Below are 18977 nucleotides of genomic sequence, written 5' to 3'. Positions count from 1 at the left end.
GCCGGGTGAGCGTGTGGACGACGGGTGGATGGACGACGCGTTCTGACGGGCTGACGGCGGCAAGAGGTGGGGGCGGGCAGTGGATCGGAGTGGCGGGCGGCCGGGCGGGAGGCGCGGCGGGCCGGGTTGAGTGAGCCGGGTTGAGTGGGCCGGGTCGAGTGGGCCGAGACAAGCGGGCTCGCGCACGGGGCAGTGCGCGGCGGCGCGCGGGGGCATCCGCCGGAAGCGAGGGGATGCCCGGAGCGATCGGGATGGCCGGCGAGAAGATCCGCCTGCCGAGCACCACGAGCATCGCCGGGAACTGCGACCTGTGAGGTGACCGGCGGGCGCCGTGAGGACGTGGCCCGGGTGCAGAGCGGGGGTGGGCACCGCTCGACAACAAGGAACAGCGGCGGGACAGGTACTTCGCGCGGCGCATGCACCGGGTCCCCAGGCGGGTGGGTACCGCTCGGCGACAGTACTTATAGGGGTGACGCGGTGAGGGTCAGCCGCGGGCGCGTTGCTTGATGCGGGAGGTCAGCTCCTGCACCTGGTCGTACACGCGCCGTCGCTCTGCCATCTCCTTGCGGATCTTCTTCTCGGCATGCATGACCGTCGTGTGGTCGCGGCCGCCGAAGGTCTGGCCGATCTTGGGGAGGGAGAGGTCGGTCAGCTCGCGGCAGAGGTACATCGAGATCTGGCGGGCCTGGGCGAGGGCCTTGGTCTTGCCCGGCCCGCAGAGGTCGTCAAGAGATACTGAGAAGAACTCCGCCGTCACGGCCATGATCGTGGTGGAGCTGATCTCCGGCACCTGCGAGTCGGGGATCAGGTCGCGCAGCACGATCTCGGCCAGGCCCAGGTCGACCGGTTGCTGGTTCAGCGACGCGAACGCGGTCACCCGGATCAGCGCACCCTCCAGCTCCCGGATGTTGTGCTCGATGCGTGCCGCGATGAACTCGAGGACCTCCGCCGGGGCCGCCAGCCGGTCCTGGGCCGCCTTCTTCCGCAGGATCGCGATCCGGGTCTCGAGCTCGGGGGGCTGGATGTCGGTGATCAGGCCCCACTCGAACCGCGTGCGGAGGCGGTCCTCCAGAGTCTCCAGGCGCTTGGGCGGTCGGTCCGAGGACACCACGATCTGCTTGTTCGCGTTGTGCAGCGTGTTGAACGTGTGGAAGAACTCCTCCTGGGTTCCTTCCTTGCCCTCCAGGAACTGGATGTCGTCCACCAGCAGGATGTCGATGTCGCGGTACCGCCGCTGGAACGCCACCTTGCGGTCGTCGCGCAGCGAGTTGATGAAGTCGTTGGTGAACTCCTCGGTCGACACGTAGCGCACCCGCATCCCCGGGAACAGACGCTGCGCGTAGTGGCCGACCGCGTGCAACAGGTGGGTCTTGCCCAACCCGGACTCGCCCCAGATGAACAGCGGGTTGTACGCACGCGCCGGCGCCTCGGCGACCGCCACCGCCGCGGCGTGGGCGAAGCGGTTGGACGCGCCGATCACGAACGTGTCGAACGTGTACTTCTCGTTCAGGCGGGTCTTCGAGGTCTGCGGCTGGGCCGGCGCCGTGAAGGGCTGCCCGCTCGCCGGCTGGCCGCTGGCGAACGTGGGCCAGATCTCGTGCACCGTCGCCAGGGCGTCCCCCTCCTCGTCCACCTCGTCGCTGTCGCCGTCGACCTCGCCGCCGTGCTCGGGGGCGCCGATCGGCGGAAGGATCGGGCGGCCGTCGACGATCGGGTCGCCGGTGCCGGGCAGGGGCGGTGGGGGAGCCGGAACCGCCGGGGTGGCCGTCACCGCGGGGGTGACCGTGTCCACCTTCACGGCCAGGGACACCGCCCACCCCAGGCGGCGGGACAGCGCGTCGGTGATCGGTTCGCGCAGCGCGCGTTCGATCGCGTCCTTGGCGAAGTCACTCGGTGCGGCGAGGAGCGCGGTGCCGTCGAGCAACCCGATCGGCCGCGTCACCCGCATCCACGCTCGCTGCTGGGGAGAAAGGGTGCCGGCGGACAGCTCCCGGACGACCTGTTCCCACACCACACCCAGGTTCACCTGCTGCTCGGACACCTATGAGCTCCCCTCCCCTCGCTGGCCTCGTTCACGACCAACCCCTTGCTGTACGACCGCAGAGCGGCCCGTCAATTCTGCACGGGCGGCATCCACAGGGTTGTCCACAACTGTGCACGAAGGCACAACGGACCGCAGCAGCAACCCCACCGCTGGATCGTCCACTCTGTGCGGCGCAGCAGGGCTCCCACTCCCCTCTGGCCCAACCAGGAGACCGCACGCTAACAAGCGCCGAGCCATGCCACAAGATGTGGTCGTGGGCAAGGATTCAACCGCACGCGGCGTGTCGTTGAACGGGCTGTTGATCTGCGGTTGAGCGACCCCGATTGAACAGCCCGATCGGGGGTGCGTACTCTCATAAGGTCTCCCGAGAGGTGTGGGTGAACTCTGCGCGCCGTCCGTCGGTGGAGACAGCGAAACTTGGCGAGCCATTACCGGGAGATCCACCGTGAGCAAGCGTACTTTCCAGCCGAACAACCGCCGCCGGGCGCGGACCCACGGGTTCCGGCTGCGCATGCGCACCCGCGCCGGTCGGGCCATCCTCGCGGCTCGTCGTGGCAAGGGTCGTAAGCGCCTTTCCGCCTGACTTGCGTGCTCCCCGCGTCCGCTCGGCTGACCGGTAGCGACAACTTTCGGCTGGTGACCAGGAAGGGTCGGCGTGTCGGCCGGCCCAGGCTCGTCGTGCACGCGATCACGGCTGAGGAGGTCGCTCGGCTCGGCGTGGCCGGAAGCGGGGAGCGGACTCGGGTCGGCTTCGTGGTCGGCAGGACAGTGGGCAACTCGGTGGTGCGGCATCGCGTCACCCGGCGCCTTCGCCACGTCGTGCGCGATCGGCTGGGAACCGTCCTCCCTGGTTGCACGTTGGTCGTCCGAGCGTTGCCAACCGCGGCGGAGGCGGCGAGCGCCGAGCTCGCGCGCGACTTCGACTCCGCGCTGCGGAAGCTGCGGCTCGCCGGTACGGACACTGGTGGTGTGGAGTGAGCCTCACGCATGACGACGAGGTCGTGCGCGGTACGGACGAGCCCGCCCCGGTACCCGCGGAGACCGACCGCCACCCCCGACCCAGTCTGCCGGCCAAGGTACTGCTGGCACCGGTCGGCTTCTACCGTTCGTGGATCTCACCGGTGCTCCCGCCGAGTTGCCGGTTCGAGCCCAGCTGCAGTGCCTATGCCGTCGAGGCGTTGTCGACCCACGGCGCACTGCGCGGCTTCTACCTGACCGTGCGCCGACTGCTGCGCTGCGGACCGTGGCACCCGGGTGGTTACGACCCCGTGCCGCCGCGCCGTGTGCGCCGCCGTGATCCCCACGTGACCGAAGAGACCGGAACGCCAGGCCCGGCTCGCGACCCCCTCCCCAAGGAGTAGCTCCGTGCTCGAGTTCATCTACTACCCCGTGTCCTTCATCCTCTGGTGCTGGCACTGGGTCTTCGGGCATGTGTTCGGTGAGGCGTCCGGCATCTCCTGGGTGCTGGGCATCATGTTCCTGGTCTTCACCCTGCGCGCGATCATGTTCAAGCCGTTCGTGAAGCAGGTCCGGTCGATGCGGGCGATGCAGGAGTTCGCCCCCGAGATCAAGAAGATCCAGAAGAAGTACGCCAACGACCGGCAGCGGCAGGCGCAGGAGATGCAGAAGCTCCAGCGCGAGCACGGGTTCAGCCCGCTCGGCGGCTGCCTGCCGATGCTCCTGCAGATCCCGGTGTTCATCGGTCTGTTCCACGTGCTCCGCTCGTTCGGCAACAGCCCGCACGAGAACTACTTCTTCGGTCCCGACGGCGTCAGCTCCTACCTCGCGGCCAACCTCTTCGGTGCCCGGCTCTCGAACTTCATCACCCAGCCCGAGGCGCAGCTGACCGCGCTGGGGGCGAACCGCACCTCGGTCATCATCGTGTCGATCCCGCTGATGATCCTCGCGAGCGTGCTGACCCACCTGACCGCGCGTCACTCGGTCGAGCGGCAGAACCCGGAGGCCGCCACCCCGCAGACCGCGATCATGAACAAGCTCACCCTCTACATCTTCCCGCTGGGCGTGCTGATCTTCGGTCTGTTCTTCCCGATCGGCCTTCTGCTCTACTGGCTCGCGAACAACACCTGGACCCTCGGCCAGCAGCGCCTGGTGTACCGGAAGATCGACGCCGAGGAGGAGGCCAAGAAGGCCGCCGTCGTCGAGAAGCGGAACACGCTCGCCCCGAAGCCCGGTCAGCGCCCGCAGCAGGCGAAGAAGCGTCCGGCTTCCGCTACCGACGGTCCCGCGAAGCCCGCCGCGGCCAAGCCCGCCGACCGGACCGGCAAGCAGCCCGGCGTCAAGCCCGCTCCGAACGCGAAGGCCGCCGGTACCGCCAAGCCGCGCACGACCAAGCCCGGTACGAAGCCGGCCGCCGGCACAGCGAAGACCGGCACAGCGAAGACCGGCGCAGCCAAGACCGGCGCAGCGAAGTCCGATGGTGGCACCGCGGCGGACAACGGCTCCGCCGCGAAGGCGACCGGGGGCGACGACAAGGTTTCCGGTCTGAGTGCAGACCGATCCCGCAAGAAGAACACAGGCCGGAAGAACCGCTGACGCGATAGTTCCGGACCTGGAGAGGAGAAGTCGTGCCGGAGACGGTGCAGTCGGGGACCGAGCAGGACAACGCCGAGGACGCCGCGGTCGCGCGGGCCACCAACGGCGATGCCCCTGCCGAGGTGGAGAACGACTCGGACGGCGAGGAGCGATCGGGGGCGAGCGAGGACCTGTTGGTCCGCGAGGGTGACATCGCCGGGGACTACCTCGAGCGGTTGCTGGACCTCGTCGACTACGACGGGGACATCGACCTCGACGTCGAGGCCGGTCGGGCGGTGGTGAGCATCGACGGCGGTGAGGACCTCGAGAAGCTCGTCGGGCCAAGGGGCAATGTCCTCGAGGCGCTCCAGGAGCTGACCAGGCTGGCGGTTCAGCAGGAGACCGGCACCCGTAGCCGCTTGATGCTCGACATCGCGGGCTGGCGCGCGGACCGTCGGGAGGAGCTGCGAGACCTCGGCCGCGCGACCGCCGAGCGGGTGCTCGCCGGTGGTGACGACCGGATTCGGCTCCAGCCGATGACGCCGTTCGAGCGCAAGGTCGTGCACGACGCCGTCGCCACGGTCGAGGGTGTGCACAGCGAGAGCGAGGGTGAGGACCCGCGACGTCGCGTCGTGGTGTTCCGGCAGTCCTGACTCCGCTCGGTTTCACGTGAAACAACGGACTAGCGAGGCGGGTTCCGCGGTGGACGAGAAGGCAGTAGCCCCAGTCCCCCCGGGACCCGCTTCCGTCGTCTTCGGGGACGCTCTGCCGCTCGCCGTCGAGTTCGCCGAGCGACTCGCCGCGGCCGGGGTGGAGCGCGGGCTGATCGGCCCGCGCGAGGTCGAACGGCTCTGGGATCGTCATCTTCTCAACTCCGCCGTCGTCGCCGAGCGCATCGACTCCGGCGCCCGGGTGGTTGACGTCGGGTCCGGGGCTGGACTACCGGGTATCCCCCTGGCCCTCGCGCGTCCGGATCTCGATCTCACGCTCCTGGAGCCGATGGCCCGACGAGTGGCCTGGCTCGAGGAGGTCGTAGGCGCCCTCGGGCTGACGGTGCGCGTCGTCCGCGGACGAGCGGAGGAGCCGGGGATCAAGCAGCGGCGTGCCGGCGCGGACGTCGTCATCGCGCGGGCGGTCGCTCCCCTGGATCGCCTCTGGGGCTGGTCAGCTCCCCTGCTTCGGCAGGGAGGTCGACTCCTCGCGCTCAAGGGTGAGAGCGCGGAGGCCGAGGCGACCCGGGACAGCGCCGCGGTCAGTCGCGCCGGCGGAGGAACCCCGAGAGTCGGTCGGTGTGGCGTCGGTGTCCTCGAGGTGCCGACCACCATCATTGAAGTCGAGCGTGTTGGGGTGAGACCGCGCACGGGGGTCCGTGGTCGTCGTCAACGAGTCAGCAGGCAGGATCAGGGACACTGACGCGTCGGCAGCGCCGACGCCCGACAGGTCCCGCCCATCAACGATCGGAGCGACCATGTTTCACGTGAAACCGCGGCAGCAGGACGCCCGCGAGGTGGTCTTGTGAGCGGGCGACACCAGCAGCATCCCGAGGTCGTCATGCACGAGAACGTGGAGGCCGCCGCGGCGGTCTCGGGCTGGACCCCCATCGCCGAGGAGGCCGCTCGCGCCACGCGCCTGCTGCACCCCAAGCACGATCTCCCCAAGCCGACGCGCAGGCGCGTGCTGACCGTGGCGAACCAGAAGGGCGGTGTCGGCAAGACGACCAGTGCGGTGAACCTCGCCGCTGCGCTCGCCATGCACGGCCTCAAGGTGTTGGTGATTGACCTCGACCCGCAGGGCAACGCCAGTACGGCGCTCGGCGTCGACCACCGATCCGGGGTCCCGTCGATCTACGAGGTGCTCATTGGCGAGGTCTCGCTGACCGATGCCGCCGCGGTGAGCGACCAGTCGGGCAACCTCTACTGCGTTCCGGCGACGATCGACCTGGCGGGCGCCGAGATCGAGCTGGTCTCGATGGAGGGTCGCGAGTCCCGGCTCAAGGAGGCCCTGCCCACCGGCGCGCTCGACCAGCTGAACCCCGACTATGTCTTCATCGACTGCCCGCCGTCCCTCGGCTTGCTCACGGTCAACGCGATGGTCGCTGCCGAGGAGGTCCTGATCCCGATCCAGTGCGAGTACTACGCACTGGAAGGTCTCTCCCAGCTGCTGCGCAATATCGAGCTGGTGCAGAACCACCTCAACCCGAACCTGCAGGTCTCGACGATCCTGCTGACCATGTACGACGGCCGGACCAAGCTCGCCGACCAGGTAACCGCCGAGGTCCGCAAGCACTTCGGTGACACCGTGCTGCGAACGGTCATCCCCCGCAGCGTGAAGGTTTCGGAGGCGCCGGGCTTCGGACAGACCGTTCTGGCGTACGACCCTGGTTCTCGGGGCGCGATGAGTTACCTTGACGCTGCCCGGGAAATGGCCGAGCGCGGCTTCGGCGGGGAGTAGAGAGCAGCACAGCATGACTGAACGCAAGGGTGGGCTGGGTCGTGGCCTCGCCGCACTGATTCCGCAGGGCCCGGCCGGGGGTAGCGACGGGGCGGTGAAGCTGCCGACGCCGGCCACCAGGACACCGAGCGCTCCCGCCGCACCGGCGGCAAAGGACGAGTCGGTGGCCGGTGCGGTCTACCGGGAGATCCCCACCAGTGCGATCCAGGCCAACCCGAAGCAGCCTCGTCAGGTCTTCGACGAGGACGCGTTGGCCGAGCTCGAGCACTCGATCCGTGAGTTCGGCCTGATGCAGCCGATCGTCGTCCGTGAGCTGGGCGGCGACAAGTACGAGCTGGTGATGGGCGAGCGACGGCTGCGCGCCGCCCAACAGGCGGAGATGGCCAGGATCCCGGCCATCGTCCGGCAGACGGCCGACGACGCGATGCTGCGCGACGCCCTGCTGGAGAACATTCACCGCGTCCAGCTGAACCCCCTCGAAGAGGCAGCGGCCTACCAGCAGCTGCTCGACGAGTTCGAGGTGACCCACGACGAGCTGGCATCGCGGATCGGTCGGAGCCGGCCGGTCATCACGAACACGATCCGGCTGCTGCGCCTGCCCCTGGCCGTGCAGCGGCGGGTGGCGGCCGGCGTCCTCTCCTCCGGCCACGCCAGGGCCCTGCTCGGTCTGGACGACGCCGGCATGCAGGAAGAGCTCGCCGCCCGAATCGTGGCGGAAGGACTCTCGGTGCGGGCCACCGAGGAAGCAGTCACCCTGCTCAAGAACCAGGCACCGCCCCGACCGAAGGCGCAACCGCGCAAGCCGATGCAGGCACCGGGTCTTCAGGACGTGGCCGACCGGCTCTCCAACACCTTCGACACCCGGGTCAAGGTTGAGCTGGGCCGCCGGAAAGGCAAGATCGTCGTCGAGTTCGGGTCGGTCGACGATCTCGAGCGCATCGTCGAGCTTATGTCCCAAAACGGGGCAAATCGGACATCAAAAACCGATTAGGGATCACCCCAGCCCCTTTTGTCACGGTGACGATGACAAGAAGTACCCGTACGGCTACGCAGAGCGCCTGACCGATCGACTCATCGCGCGGTCGATCAGGCCGGCATAGATGTCGGCGAGGGAGAGCCCGCCGGCCTCCGCCGCCATCGGCAGGAGCGAGGTCTCGGTCAGCCCGGGCGACAGGTTCACCTCGAGGAAGTGCACCGTGCCGTCCGCGTCGACGATCGCGTCCGTGCGCGAGACGTCTCGCAAGCCCAGCAGTCGGTGCGCGGCCACCGCGAGGTCCGCCACCGCGGCCGCGGCCCGCTCGTCGAGGCGGGCCGGCGTGTGGAACCGCGTCAAGCCCGCGGTGTAGCGAGCGGTGTAGTCGTAGACGCCGGTCTCCGGATCGATCTCCACGGCGGGCAGGGCGATGGGCCCGTCCGGCCCGTCAAGCACCGTGACGGCCACTTCGACACCCTCGACGAAACGCTCGGCGAGCACGGTCTCGCCATAGGCGAGGCAGCCCACCATCGCGGCCGGTAGGTCGGCGGCGTCCCGGACGACCTGTGCTCCCAGCGCCGAGCCGCCCTGGTCGGGCTTGAGCATCATCGGCAGGCCGAGCCGGGCGACCATCGCGTCGAGCACTGGCTGCGCCCCCAGCTCGCGGAACGTGCTGTGCGGAAGCACGACCCAGTCCGGGGTGGTGAGGCCGGCCGCGGCGAGCTCGGTCTTGGCCGTCGGCTTGTCCCAGGCTCGGCGGCAGGCGTGGGAGTCGGAGCCGACGAAGGGCACGTCCAGCATCTCCAGCACCGTCTGGATCGAGCCGCCCTCGCCCTCCCCGCCGTGCAGCGCGACGACGACGGCGTCCGGCCGGTGCTCCCGAAGCCGGCTCAGGAGCGAGGAGTCGGCGTCCCACTCCTCGACGCCGATCCCGGCCGAGCGCAGCGCGCTGGACAACCGGCGTCCCGACCGCAGCGACACGTCCCGCTCGTGCGAGAGCCCGCCGGACAGCACCGCGACACAGAGATCGGACACCAGACGCTCCTCGTCATTCCACAACAGACAGTCCATTGTGATCGGACGCAGGTGACGTCCGACCAGAAACCTTGCCAGGCAAGGATGTCAAGCAGTGTCAGGCGCCGGCACCTGCGGCCCGGAACCGATCCGCTGGCTGGTGGGACCGAAGGTCCTGGCGAGGTCGAGCTCGTCGGACAGCACGGCGGCCAGCCGGCGCACGCCCTCGGTGATGCGTTCGGGCGTCGGGTAGCAGAACGACAACCGCATCTGTCGGCTGCCCAACCCGTCCGCGTAGAACCCCGTGCCGGAGACGTAGGCGACCCGGGCGGTGACCGCGCGGGGAAGCATGGCCTTGGTGTCGACGCCCTCGGGAACCGTCACCCAGACGAAGAAACCCCCGGCGGGCACGGTCCAGGTGCAGCCGGGCGGGAAATGCTGCTCCAGCGCGGCGAGCATCGCGTCCCGGCGCTCGCGGTAGGTCTGCTGGAACGACTTGATCTGGCCCTTCCAGTCGTGGGTCGCCAGGTACCTGGAGACGATCATCTGGTTGAGCGTCGGCGGGCACAGCGTCGCCGACTCCGCGGCCAGCATCAGCTTCTCCCGCACCGCGTGCGGCGCCAGCGCCCAGCCCACCCGCAGCCCGGCGGCGAAGGTCTTGGAGAACGAGCCGAGGTAGACCACGTTGTCCGCGTCCATCGAGCGCAGCGCGGGGTAGGTCTGCCCGTCGAAGCCGAGCAGGCCGTACGGGTTGTCCTCGACCACCAGCACCCGGTGGGCGGCGCAGATCTCCAGGATCTCCGCCCGCCGCGGGACCGCCAGCGTCACGCCGGCCGGGTTCTGGAAGTTCGGGATCGTGTAGAGGAACTTGACCCGCCGCCCGGCCCGCTCGCACGCCGCGAGCGCCTCCCGCAGCGCGTCGGGCACCAGGCCGTCCGCGTCCATGCCGACGTGCACCACGTCGGCCTGGTAGGCGGCGAAGGTGCCGAGCGCGCCGACGTAGGAGGGACCCTCCGCCAGCACCACGTCCCCCGGGTCGCAGAAGATCCGGGTGACCATGTCCAGCGCCATTTGTGAGCCGACGGTCACCACCACGTCGTCGGGGTGTCCGTGCACCTCCTCCAGGCCCATGACCTCGCAGATCTGGTCCCGCAGCTCGGGCAGCCCGTGGGCCGAGCCGTACTGCAGGGCGACGAGGCCCTCGCCGCTCACCAGGCCGGCGATCTCGGTGGACAGCGAGTCCAGCGGCAGTGCGGTGAGGTTGGGCATGCCGCCGGCGAGCGAGACCACCTCGGGCCGGCTGGCCACGGAGAACAACGCGCGTACCTCGGAGGCCGTCATGCCAGCGGCACGGGCGGCGTAACGGCGCAGGTGGGGATCGAGGCTGCGTCCGGTATCGTCCGGCGGTCCGAGCGAGGTCATGGGAGAGCTCCATCGCGGATGGGCAGGATAGATCGATCGAGTGTAACCGGGCTCCCGATCGACCCCTCGTGGTTTCCGCTCCCCCCGTTCGGGGCTTATCCTGGCAAACGGCACGCGTAACACGGCAGGGGGAGGTCAGGTGTCGCGACGCGTCATCGGCGTCACGCTGGACAACCTCGAGGACCTGCCCAAGCACTCGCGGCAGTGTGTGTTCTGGGAGGTGGCTCCCCACCTGCGTGAGCAAGCCGAGGAGTTCGGCACCACCGACCTGGAGAAAGAGGCGTGGGTGTCCAGCGTCCTGCTGGAGTGGGGCTCCTGCGGGCGCATCGTCTACAGCGACAAGCTCCCGGTCGGCTTCGTGCTCTACGCACCGCCGACGGCAGTTCCCCGGGCGTCCGCCTTCCCCACCTCGCCGCCGAGCCCGGACGCGGTCCTGCTGACCGGGTTCCACGTGCTGCCGGAGTTCCGCGGCGGCGGGCTGGGCCGCATGCTCGTGCAGGCGGTGGCCAAGGACCTGACCCGCCGCGGGGTGAAGGCCATCGAGTCCTTCGGTGACGCCAGGCCGGACGAGGACGAGCCGACCTGTGTCCTGCCCGCGGACTTCCTGCTCGCGGTGGGCTTCAAGACCGTGCGTCAGCACCCCCGCTGGCCCCGGCTGCGCCTGGAGCTGCGTTCGGCGCTGTCCTGGAAGGAAGACGTCGAGGCGGCCCTGGAGCGCCTCCTGGGCACCGTGACCGTCACGACGGCGAGCCCCAGCCCGGCGCTCCAGCGCTGACGCCGGCGAACCCGGCAGAGGTTGTCCACAGGTGTTACCCCCAGCCTGTGGACAGATCCCCGGCTACTCGGCCTTGGCCAGCTCGTGGCGCAGGACGTCGGCGAAGGTGAACGTGCCGGTCGGCTGGTCGTTCTCGCCGAGCAGGTAGAGCCGCTTGACCGCGACGAGGATGCCCTCGGCGACCACGTCCCGGAAGGTCGGGTCGGCGAGCCTCGCCCGGTCATCGGCGTTGGTCAGGTAGCCGATCTCGATGCGCACCGCGGGGCAGCGGGTCAGCCGAAGCGTGTCCCAGGTCCTCGGGTGTGCCCGGCAGTCGCGCAGACCGGTCCGGACCACGAGCTCGCGCTGCACGAACCCGGCCAGCGTCTCACCGATCGTCGAGGTGTTCCCGCCGGCGGTGCCGAAGTGGAAGCTCGCGACGCCCTGGGCGGTGGGCGCCGAGTTCGCGTCGGAGTGCAGCGAGAGGTACAGGTCCGCGCCCACCTCGTTCGCGAAGTGCGCCCGGTCCGCCTCGGACGGGCACTGGTCCCGGCCGCGGGAGAGCAGGGCCTGCATCCCGGTGGCCACCATCCGGCCCTCAAGCCGACGGGCCAGGTCCCACACCAGGTCGGCCTCGCGGACCCCGGCGACCGAGACACCGGAGTCCGGCCCCCCGTGGCCCGGGTCGATCACGATGCGCTTGCCGCGCAGCCGCGGCCCGGCCTTGCGCACCCGCTCCTGCTCGCGCAGCAGCACCGGCGAGCCGCCACGGGCCCGCGGAGAGAGCTGGCGCAGGGCCCGCACGGTCGCGGCCCCGCAGATGCCGTCCACGGTCAGGCCGTAGTCGCGCTGGAAGTTGCGCAGCGCGCCCTCGGTCTGGACGCCGAACACACCGTTGGGCCGGCCGGCGTCGTAGCCGAGCTCCAGCAGCCGCTCCTGCAGGGCGAGCACGTCGTCCCCGGACACCGGGGACGACACGAGGTAGGCCAGCGGCCGCGCACCGAGCTGGTAGGTCGCGTCGCGCAGCGCCCGGTAGGTCGCCGGCCCGAGCACCCCGTCGGTGATCATGCCTCGCTGTTGCTGGAAGGTCCGCACCGCGTGCTCGACCAGCTCGTCGAAGACCTCGGCCGCCCCGTTGGGTGGCGGGTTCGACGGCAGCAGACCAAGCCCCGCAAGCGTGGCCCGGACCTCGGCAACTGCCGGCCCAGCATCACCGCGGCGGAGTACCCGCATGCACCCCTCGCTCGGGTCGGGCACCGACCTCGAGTCGGCGCGAATGACGGCTACGGCAGCACAACAGCTGCGCAACCATTGTGCCCTGCCAGTGTGAGTCCGGCGCGGAGGGTCACGTGGAGCGTCGGTTCGGTGACCCCCGCCACACGCCGGTTCACCCGGTAGACACTACGAGCCGTACCGAGAGTTGCCGTCCGCGACGCTGTCAGGCCAGGTAGTCGGACAGATCCGCGAGGAGCGCGGCCTTGGGCTTGGCGCCCACGATCTGCTTCACCGGCTCACCGCCCTTGAACAGGATCAGCGTCGGGATGGACAGTACCTGGTAGTCACGGGCGACCGTGGGGTTCTGGTCCACGTCGAGCTTGGCGACCGTGATCTTGTCCGAGTGCTCGCCCGCGATCTCCTCGAGGACCGGCGCGACCATCCGGCACGGACCGCACCAGGTCGCCCAGAAGTCCACCAGCACAGGCTTGTCGCTGCCCAGCACGTCGGTGGCGAACGAGCTGTCGGTCACGGTGACGGTGTTTCCGGCCATGTTCTCTCCTTCAGTTGTCCGTCGCGGCGTAACCGCCGCCGACCAGTTCTGGGGCCTTGTGGGCCTCGGGCGTCGCCTCGTGCTCGGCCAGCCACCGTTCCGCGTCGATGGCCGCGGCGCACCCCGAGCCGGCCGCGGTGATGGCCTGGCGGTAGGTCCGGTCGACCAGGTCGCCGGCGGCGAAGACGCCGTCCAGGTTGGTGACCGTGCTCTGCGGCGCGGTGCGGACGTAGCCGTCCTCGTCGGTGTCGACCTGCCCGGCGACCAGCGCACTGCGCGGGTCGTGGCCGATGGCCATGAACAGGCCGGTGACGTCGAGAACCGACTCCTCACCGGTGGCGGTGCTCCGCAGCCGCACCCCCTTGACCGAGCCCTCGCCGAGCACCTCGAGCACCTCCGAGTCCAGCTGCCAGCGGATCTTCTCGTTCGCGCGGGCGCGCTCGAGCATGATCCGCGAGGCGCGGAACTCCTGGCGCCGGTGGATGATCGTGACCGAGCGGGCGAACCGGGTGAGGAACGTGGCCTCCTCCATCGCCGAGTCGCCTCCGCCGACGACGGCGATGTCCTGGTCGCGGAAGAAGAACCCGTCGCAGGTCGCGCAGGCGGAGACGCCGCGGCCAAGCAGCTCCTGCTCGCCGGGAACGTGCAGGTACCGGGCCGCGGCCCCCATGGCGAGGATGACCGCGCGGGCGGCGTAGCGGACCCCGTTCGCCGTGACGTACTTCACCGGGCCGTCGAGCTGGATCTCGTCGACGTCCTCGGCCCGCAGCTCGGCACCGAACCGCTCGGCCTGGGCGCGCATCTGCTCCATGAGGTCGGGGCCCATGATCCCGTCCCGGAAGCCGGGGTAGTTCTCGACCTCGGTCGTGGTCATCAGCGCACCGCCGAACTGCGTCCCCTCGAACACCAGCGGTTCGAGCTGGGCACGGGCGGCGTAGACCGCCGCGGTGTAGCCGGCGGGGCCGGAGCCGACGACGATCACGTTGCGAACCGTCGTGTTGTCGATGGCTGGCATCAGACCTCCCGGTGGCGGTGCGAGTCGTCGCACTCGGTAGAACACGATCGTAGGGGCCCGTTGTTCCGCTTCGCGCGGGTGACCAAAGGCACGCACGGTGGAAGAAGAGGCCGCGCGGACGGTGTCCACGCGGCCTCTGCTCCGGATGTCCGACGATCGTCAGTTGCCCACGATGGCGTCGGCCATGATCTCGTCCGGGTTCCCGCCGGTACAGGTCGGTTCGACGACCACGACACGGAACTTGCCGGGCTCGGTACCGGCGCCGAGCAGTGCGGCGATCCCCTCCTGGCCGTCGAGCGTGACCGGGTGGACGCCGATGGTGTCGCCCGAGGGGATGTCGTTCCCGTCCAGGCAGGCCTTGAGGCCCTGCTCGTTCTCCAGCTGGCCGTAGTCCTTCTCACCGGTCAGCTGGCCGATCGCCGGGTTGAGGTCGTCCCCGGACAGGGCGAGCGGCGGCTCGGCGCCGTCCGGGGGCTCGGTGGCCTCGGTGGCGCCCTTGCCGGCCACCGGTGCGCCGTCGGTCGACGTCCCGGGAATCGCGATGAACGCGATCGCCGCCGCGGCGGCCGCGGCGGTCAGCAGCCCGGCACCCCAGGCGGCCATCCGGTTGCGCCGGCGGCGGGCCGCGGCGAGGTCGGTGACCGGGGCGAGGGACGGTCCGGCCGGTGGCTCGGTGGACCGCGGCGGAGCCGACGGCCGGGGTGGCGCGGCGGAGCCCGGCGGACCGAACCTGCTCCGCGCCTCGGCCGCGAGCGCGGCGTCGAGGCGGGCGGCAACGTGGGCCGGCATTGGCTCGACCGGGGCGTGCGCCAGCTGTCCGAGGCCCACCTTCACCGAGTCGAGTGCCTCGAGGACCGCACGAGCTTCCGGATCCGCGTTGACCCTCGGCCAGAGCCGGGCCGCGGTCTCGGCGTCGAGCACCCCCGCGTGCAGGTCCGCCAGCAGGTCGACAGACCACGGCGGCCCGTGAGCGCCCGTGACGCTCTCTGTCATCGTCCCTCCCCGCGGCGCCTCGCCGGCACACTCCGCCCTTCAACAGCGCCATCTGGGACGTTCGCTTCTGCATCCGGGTTCCGGAGATGCCCGAGAACTTTGGCGAGCTTGGCCCGCCCCCTGGCACACCGGCTCTTCACCGTGCCCTCCGCGATCCCGAGCAGTGCGGCGGTCTCGGCGACCGAGTACCCCTCCACGTCGACCAGCACGATCGGTACCCGTTGGTCCTCGGAGAGCTGGCTGAGCGCTTTCTGCACGACGAGCCGGGTCTCCCGCTCGGACATCGAGTCACGCGGGGCGGCCGGCTCACCCGGACCGGTCTCCGGCAGTGGAACGGTGGGCCGGGACTGGCGTCTTCGCACCCGGTCGAGGCAGGCGTTCACGACGATCCGGTGCAGCCAGGTCGTGACCTGCGACTCCGCCCGGAACGACGCGGCGGCGCGGAAGGCGGAGATGAACGCCTCCTGCAGAGCGTCGGAGGCCTCCTCGGGATCACGCAGCGTGCGCAGGGCGACGGCCCACATGCGGTCCCGGTGGCGGCGGACCAACTCAGCGAAGGCTCGCGGGTCACCGGCGGCGTGCGCCGCGATGAGGTCGGCGTCCGAGCTGGCGGCGGTGGTCACGGCACGAGGATATCGGTCGCCCCCCGGACCACCCGAGGTGTGGCCTCCACCACGTGCTCAGCTGGCCCGGACGAACCCCAGCTCGGCCAGCGCCGACTCGTTGCCCTCACCGAGCTTCGTGATCCAGACGATCAGGTACTGCGACGGTTCGGCGTTGGGCAGCTGGATCTCCGTACGGCCGGCGCTCAGCGTCGCGGAGGCGATCGTCTTGGTCTCCTCGAGCGTCGGTGTCGGCGACGGGGCGGTGCGGATCTCCACGACCGTGCCCGGGCTCGGCGACTCGACGGTGACCGCGGCGAAGCGGACCGGGTCGGCGAACGAGGCCATGATGCCGACGCCGGGCTTGAGCGCGGGGAACTGCTGCTTGTAGGTGTCGGTCTCCCAGAGGGTGCCTGGGTCACCGTCGGTGACGTTGGTGGCGTCCTTCTCGTCGTCCTCCGAGCCCTCCGGGTTGTACTCGGCGACCTGGGCCGGCTTGACCGGCCCGGCGGGCTTGGGTCGCGGCGGGGCCGTCTCCCCGTCCTTGGGCGGCGGCTGGCTGACCACGACCGTGTTGCCGGTCCCGCCGGAGTCGTCGCCGAAGAAGTCGATCAGCATCATGCCGATCCAGGCCAGAATGCCGACGGTGGCGACCGCCAGCGCGGTGACGCCGATCGCGAGCTTCCGGCGACGGGCCCGGTCCCGGGCCGGCGGCCGGGTGGTCCACACCGGCCCCTCGTCGTCCTCGGTACCCGGCACCACCGGGCGCAGGAACTCGGTCTGCTCGGCTGACTCCGCGGCCTGGTCGAGGACCGAGAGCAGGGTGGCGCTGGTCCTGATGCCGCCGATCGAGGTGTCCTCGAGGCTGCGCAGCGCCACCGCCGACAGCTCGTGCGGGATGGCGGGGTTCAGGGCCTCCGGCGGCGCGATCGAACCGTCCGGCGCGATCGGCGCCGACGCAACGGCCGCCGGTCCGCCCGGCAGCGGCCACTGCCCGGTGAGCAGCAGGTACAGCACGGCTCCGAGACCCTTGACGTCGTCGCGCGGCACCGCCTCGGGCAGCGGCGCGGGGAACGCCAGCCGCAACGTTCCGTCCGGGGTGACCCGGATCCGCTGCGGGTGGTCGACACCGAGCACGAGGCCGGCGACGTGGGCCCGCTCGACGGCCGCGGCCAGCGGCTCGAGCAGCCGGGCGGCCGTCGCCGCGGGCAGCGGGCGCTCGGCGACCAGGTCGACCAGGTCGGTTCCGGCCGACCAGTCGGCGACGACGATGCCGAGCAACCCCTCGTTGGGGGAGACGCCGTTGCCGAGGCTGAGCACGTCCAGCACCCGGGCCATGCCGGGGTGGGCGAACCGGGCGGCGTGCGCGGCCCGTTCCAGGGTCCGGCGGGCGTCGGCGGCGCGCTTGGCGTCGCTGGCCTGGCCGACCAGGACGGTCAGGGCCACGTCGCGACGGAGCTGGTTGTCCCGGGCTCGCCAGAGGTGCGCGCCCGCCCGTTCGTCCACGCCGAACTGGGCGAGCAACCGGTACCGGCCGTCCCCGATCACGGCTCCGGGCAGCAGGAACTGCTCCCCGGCGCCACCGGGGGCCAGCTCGCCGGTCAGGGATTCGGTTCGCCTCGTAGTCACTGCACTCTCCCCGCCCCCAGCCCCAGCGAGGTGGACAACGGACTGACGTGTTGGGCCGATCAGAACGAGCGTACGTGACCGGCGGGGGTTATTCCCGTCGTTCTCATCAACCTCGACGGACCAGACGGGTGATTCGTTGCACCGCGGGGTCGAGTTCGGGCACCTTGAACACCGCGAGCAGGGCGAACGCCGCCACCCCGGTGAGCAACGACTGGATGACGACCTTCACCCAGGCGACCAGGGTCGGGCCTGTCCCGTCGAGCACGAGGTCGACCAGCAGCCCGGCGCCGAACGCCAGGAGCACGCCGCCGGCGCCGGCGGCCGCGCTCTGCACGATCACCCGCACCACCCGCATGCTCTGCAGCCGGCCCAGCCGCACCCACAGCCACATCTGGCCGAGCACCGCACCGACGACGAAGGTCAGCGAGTTGACCAGCAGCACCCCGATGACCACGTGGTCGGGTCGGAGCAGCCCGCTGCACATGTACAGCAGCGGGATCTTGACCACGGTCATCACGACCATGATCAGGGTGGGCGTGCGTGCGTCCTTCATCGCGTAGAACACGCGCAGCTGCAGCATGACCAGGGCGTAGGGCAGGATGCCGAACGCCGAGAACGCGAGCGCGTCGCCGAGCCGCTGGGCGTCGGCGACGTCGGCGTTGCCGTAGTTGAACAGCGCGACGCCGATCGACGAGCCGGTCACGGTGAGGATCGCGGACAGCGGCACCAGCAGCACCGTGGACATCCGGCTTCCCAGCGAGAGGTCGGCGATCAGCTTGTCGGTGTCGCCGTCGGCTGCCGAGCGGCTCAGCCGGGGCATGATCGCGGTCAGCAGCGACACCCCGATCACCCCGTATGGCAGCTGGAACAGCAGCCAGGCGTTGGAGTAGATGGCCGCGCCGCCGGACGCCCCCGCGGTCAGCACCCGGGTGGTGAACACCATGCCCACCTGGCTGATCGCCACGTAGCCGACGATCCACAGCGCCAGCCCGCCGAACTCGCGGAACCGCTCGTCCAGGCCCCAGTTCCAGCGGAACCGGAACCCGACCCGGCGCAGCGCCGGCAGGAGCACCAGGGCCTGCACGGCGATGCCCAGCGTCACGCCGACGCCCAGCGTGAGCAGCTTCGCGTCGCCCATCCGAACCGGGTTCAGCGAGATCTCCCCCGGCAGCACCGCGTACACCCCGATCGTCGCCATGACGATCACGTTGTTCATGACCGGCGCCCAGGCCGGTGGGCCGAACACCTGCTTGGCCTGCAGGATCGCCGACAGGATGGCGAACAGGCCGTAGAAGATGATCTCCGGCAGCAGCAGGTAGGCGAACGCCGTGGCGAGCTCCGGGTTGGCCTCGCCGGTCGAGCCGTCCATGTACAGCCGGGTGAACAGCGGGGCCAGCGCCACCGCGACCACCGTGCCGACAGCGAGCATGCTCATGCCCATGGTGATCAGGCGCTGGGTGTAGGCGAGCCCGCCGTCCCGGTCGTCCTGCGCGCGCACCAGCAGCGGTACGACCACGCTCGCCAGCACCCCGCCGAACAGCAGCTCGTAGACGATGTTGGGCAGCGTGTTGGCCACGGTGAACGAGTCGTTGACCACGCCGAGGCTGGCCGCCCAGGCGAGCATGACCTTCCAGGCGAACCCGGTGATCCGGCTGACCAGGGTGGCGATCGCCATCGACCCGCTGGCCCTGGCGAGCGAGGGCGTCCCGTCGCTCCGGCCGGTGGTCGGTCGGGGCAGGTGCTCGGTCGCCTGGTCGGTTCGGTCGGTCACAGCGTCTGA

General features: G+C 70.5%; 19 protein-coding genes. 9 read left to right on the top strand and 10 right to left on the bottom strand.

Annotated elements, in window-relative coordinates; all coding sequences use genetic code 11:
- Window positions 1-484: 484 nt before the first annotated feature.
- Window positions 485-2041, bottom strand: coding sequence for a chromosomal replication initiator protein DnaA (gene dnaA, locus BU204_RS07060; protein WP_075124739.1), 1557 nt, complete (start codon window positions 2039-2041; stop codon window positions 485-487).
- Window positions 2042-2489: 448 nt separating this feature from the next.
- Here dnaA and rpmH point away from each other — a divergent pair, with 448 nt between their 5' ends.
- The 8 genes from rpmH (at window position 2490) to BU204_RS07020 (ending at window position 8018) form a co-directional block, all read left to right on the top strand.
- Complete coding sequence (rpmH, locus tag BU204_RS07055) at window positions 2490-2627, top strand: 50S ribosomal protein L34 (protein WP_075124738.1); 138 nt, start codon at window positions 2490-2492, stop codon at window positions 2625-2627.
- A gap of 5 nt (window positions 2628-2632) precedes the next feature.
- Window positions 2633-3022, top strand: coding sequence for a ribonuclease P protein component (gene rnpA, locus BU204_RS07050; protein WP_075124737.1), 390 nt, complete (start codon window positions 2633-2635; stop codon window positions 3020-3022).
- Window positions 3019-3405: a membrane protein insertion efficiency factor YidD gene (yidD, locus tag BU204_RS07045; protein ID WP_408607989.1), complete on the top strand. Its 387-nt coding sequence runs from the start codon at window positions 3019-3021 to the stop codon at window positions 3403-3405. The genes rnpA and yidD overlap by 4 nt, the downstream gene beginning before the upstream one ends.
- Window positions 3406-3409: 4 nt before the next feature.
- Complete coding sequence (gene yidC / locus BU204_RS07040; protein ID WP_075124736.1) at window positions 3410-4597, top strand: membrane protein insertase YidC; 1188 nt, start codon at window positions 3410-3412, stop codon at window positions 4595-4597.
- 122 nt (window positions 4598-4719) lie between these two features.
- Window positions 4720-5229, top strand: a complete 510-nt coding sequence (locus BU204_RS07035; protein ID WP_075124834.1) for a Jag family protein — start codon at window positions 4720-4722, stop codon at window positions 5227-5229.
- 49 nt (window positions 5230-5278) lie between these two features.
- Entirely contained in the window at window positions 5279-5989 is a 711-nt protein-coding gene (gene rsmG, locus BU204_RS07030; RefSeq protein ID WP_075124735.1) for a 16S rRNA (guanine(527)-N(7))-methyltransferase RsmG, read from the top strand.
- A gap of 138 nt (window positions 5990-6127) precedes the next feature.
- On the top strand, window positions 6128-7027 hold the full coding sequence (locus BU204_RS07025) for a ParA family protein (protein ID WP_075124833.1): 900 nt from the start codon (window positions 6128-6130) through the stop codon (window positions 7025-7027).
- Window positions 7028-7040: 13 nt separating this feature from the next.
- On the top strand, window positions 7041-8018 hold the full coding sequence (locus tag BU204_RS07020) for a ParB/RepB/Spo0J family partition protein (RefSeq protein ID WP_075124734.1): 978 nt from the start codon (window positions 7041-7043) through the stop codon (window positions 8016-8018).
- Between the two features lie 54 nt (window positions 8019-8072).
- On the opposite strand, the gene BU204_RS07015 is transcribed toward BU204_RS07020, so the two are convergent.
- Both BU204_RS07015 and BU204_RS07010 read right to left on the bottom strand, forming a co-directional pair.
- Window positions 8073-9035 (bottom strand): D-alanine--D-alanine ligase family protein, encoded by a 963-nt coding sequence (locus BU204_RS07015; protein WP_075124733.1) that lies wholly within the window; start codon window positions 9033-9035, stop codon window positions 8073-8075.
- An 87-nt stretch (window positions 9036-9122) separates the two neighbouring features.
- A complete protein-coding gene (locus tag BU204_RS07010) occupies window positions 9123-10436 on the bottom strand; it encodes an aminotransferase-like domain-containing protein (protein ID WP_075124732.1) in 1314 nt (437 codons plus the stop codon).
- Window positions 10437-10575: 139 nt separating this feature from the next.
- Here BU204_RS07010 and BU204_RS07005 point away from each other — a divergent pair, with 139 nt between their 5' ends.
- Entirely contained in the window at window positions 10576-11211 is a 636-nt protein-coding gene (locus BU204_RS07005; protein ID WP_143229338.1) for a GNAT family N-acetyltransferase, read from the top strand.
- Between the two features lie 63 nt (window positions 11212-11274).
- On the opposite strand, the gene BU204_RS07000 is transcribed toward BU204_RS07005, so the two are convergent.
- The 7 genes from BU204_RS07000 to murJ all read right to left on the bottom strand — a co-directional run bounded on the left by BU204_RS07000 (window position 11275) and on the right by murJ (window position 18968).
- Window positions 11275-12423, bottom strand: a complete 1149-nt coding sequence (locus BU204_RS07000; protein WP_075124731.1) for an N-acetylmuramoyl-L-alanine amidase — start codon at window positions 12421-12423, stop codon at window positions 11275-11277.
- A gap of 205 nt (window positions 12424-12628) precedes the next feature.
- Window positions 12629-12958, bottom strand: coding sequence for a thioredoxin (trxA, locus tag BU204_RS06995; protein ID WP_075124730.1), 330 nt, complete (start codon window positions 12956-12958; stop codon window positions 12629-12631).
- 10 nt (window positions 12959-12968) lie between these two features.
- Window positions 12969-13973, bottom strand: a complete 1005-nt coding sequence (gene trxB, locus BU204_RS06990; protein ID WP_075124729.1) for a thioredoxin-disulfide reductase — start codon at window positions 13971-13973, stop codon at window positions 12969-12971.
- Window positions 13974-14132: 159 nt separating this feature from the next.
- Window positions 14133-14966: a hypothetical protein gene (locus BU204_RS06985; protein WP_075124728.1), complete on the bottom strand. Its 834-nt coding sequence runs from the start codon at window positions 14964-14966 to the stop codon at window positions 14133-14135.
- Window positions 14963-15589 (bottom strand): RNA polymerase sigma factor SigM, encoded by a 627-nt coding sequence (gene sigM / locus BU204_RS06980; protein WP_075124727.1) that lies wholly within the window; start codon window positions 15587-15589, stop codon window positions 14963-14965. The genes BU204_RS06985 and sigM overlap by 4 nt, the downstream gene beginning before the upstream one ends.
- Before the next feature lie 57 nt (window positions 15590-15646).
- Window positions 15647-17197, bottom strand: a complete 1551-nt coding sequence (locus tag BU204_RS06975; RefSeq protein WP_075124726.1) for a protein kinase family protein — start codon at window positions 17195-17197, stop codon at window positions 15647-15649.
- A 106-nt stretch (window positions 17198-17303) separates the two neighbouring features.
- Complete coding sequence (murJ, locus tag BU204_RS06970) at window positions 17304-18968, bottom strand: murein biosynthesis integral membrane protein MurJ (protein WP_075124725.1); 1665 nt, start codon at window positions 18966-18968, stop codon at window positions 17304-17306.
- Between the last annotated feature and the right edge of the window lie 9 nt (window positions 18969-18977).

It is taken from the genome of Actinophytocola xanthii (assembly GCF_001921205.1).
In the GTDB taxonomy this organism is placed as follows: domain Bacteria; phylum Actinomycetota; class Actinomycetes; order Mycobacteriales; family Pseudonocardiaceae; genus Actinophytocola; species Actinophytocola xanthii.
Note: the sequence above shows the minus strand (reverse complement) of the source record. Positions and strands in the feature narration are given on the sequence as shown.

Bases quoted from the DNA above. Each gene is read 5' to 3' on its own strand.
- BU204_RS07025 (WP_075124833.1), top strand. From the start codon at position 6,128: ATGCACGAGAACGTGGAGGCCGCCGCGGCGGTCTCGGGCTGGACCCCC.
- BU204_RS07020 (WP_075124734.1), top strand. From the start codon at position 7,041: ATGACTGAACGCAAGGGTGGGCTGGGTCGTGGCCTCGCCGCACTGATT.
- BU204_RS07010 (WP_075124732.1), bottom strand. From the start codon at position 10,436: ATGACCTCGCTCGGACCGCCGGACGATACCGGACGCAGCCTCGATCCC.
- BU204_RS06985 (WP_075124728.1), bottom strand. From the start codon at position 14,966: ATGACAGAGAGCGTCACGGGCGCTCACGGGCCGCCGTGGTCTGTCGAC.
- BU204_RS07000 (WP_075124731.1), bottom strand. From the start codon at position 12,423: ATGCGGGTACTCCGCCGCGGTGATGCTGGGCCGGCAGTTGCCGAGGTC.
- trxA (WP_075124730.1), bottom strand. From the start codon at position 12,958: ATGGCCGGAAACACCGTCACCGTGACCGACAGCTCGTTCGCCACCGAC.
- trxB (WP_075124729.1), bottom strand. From the start codon at position 13,973: ATGCCAGCCATCGACAACACGACGGTTCGCAACGTGATCGTCGTCGGC.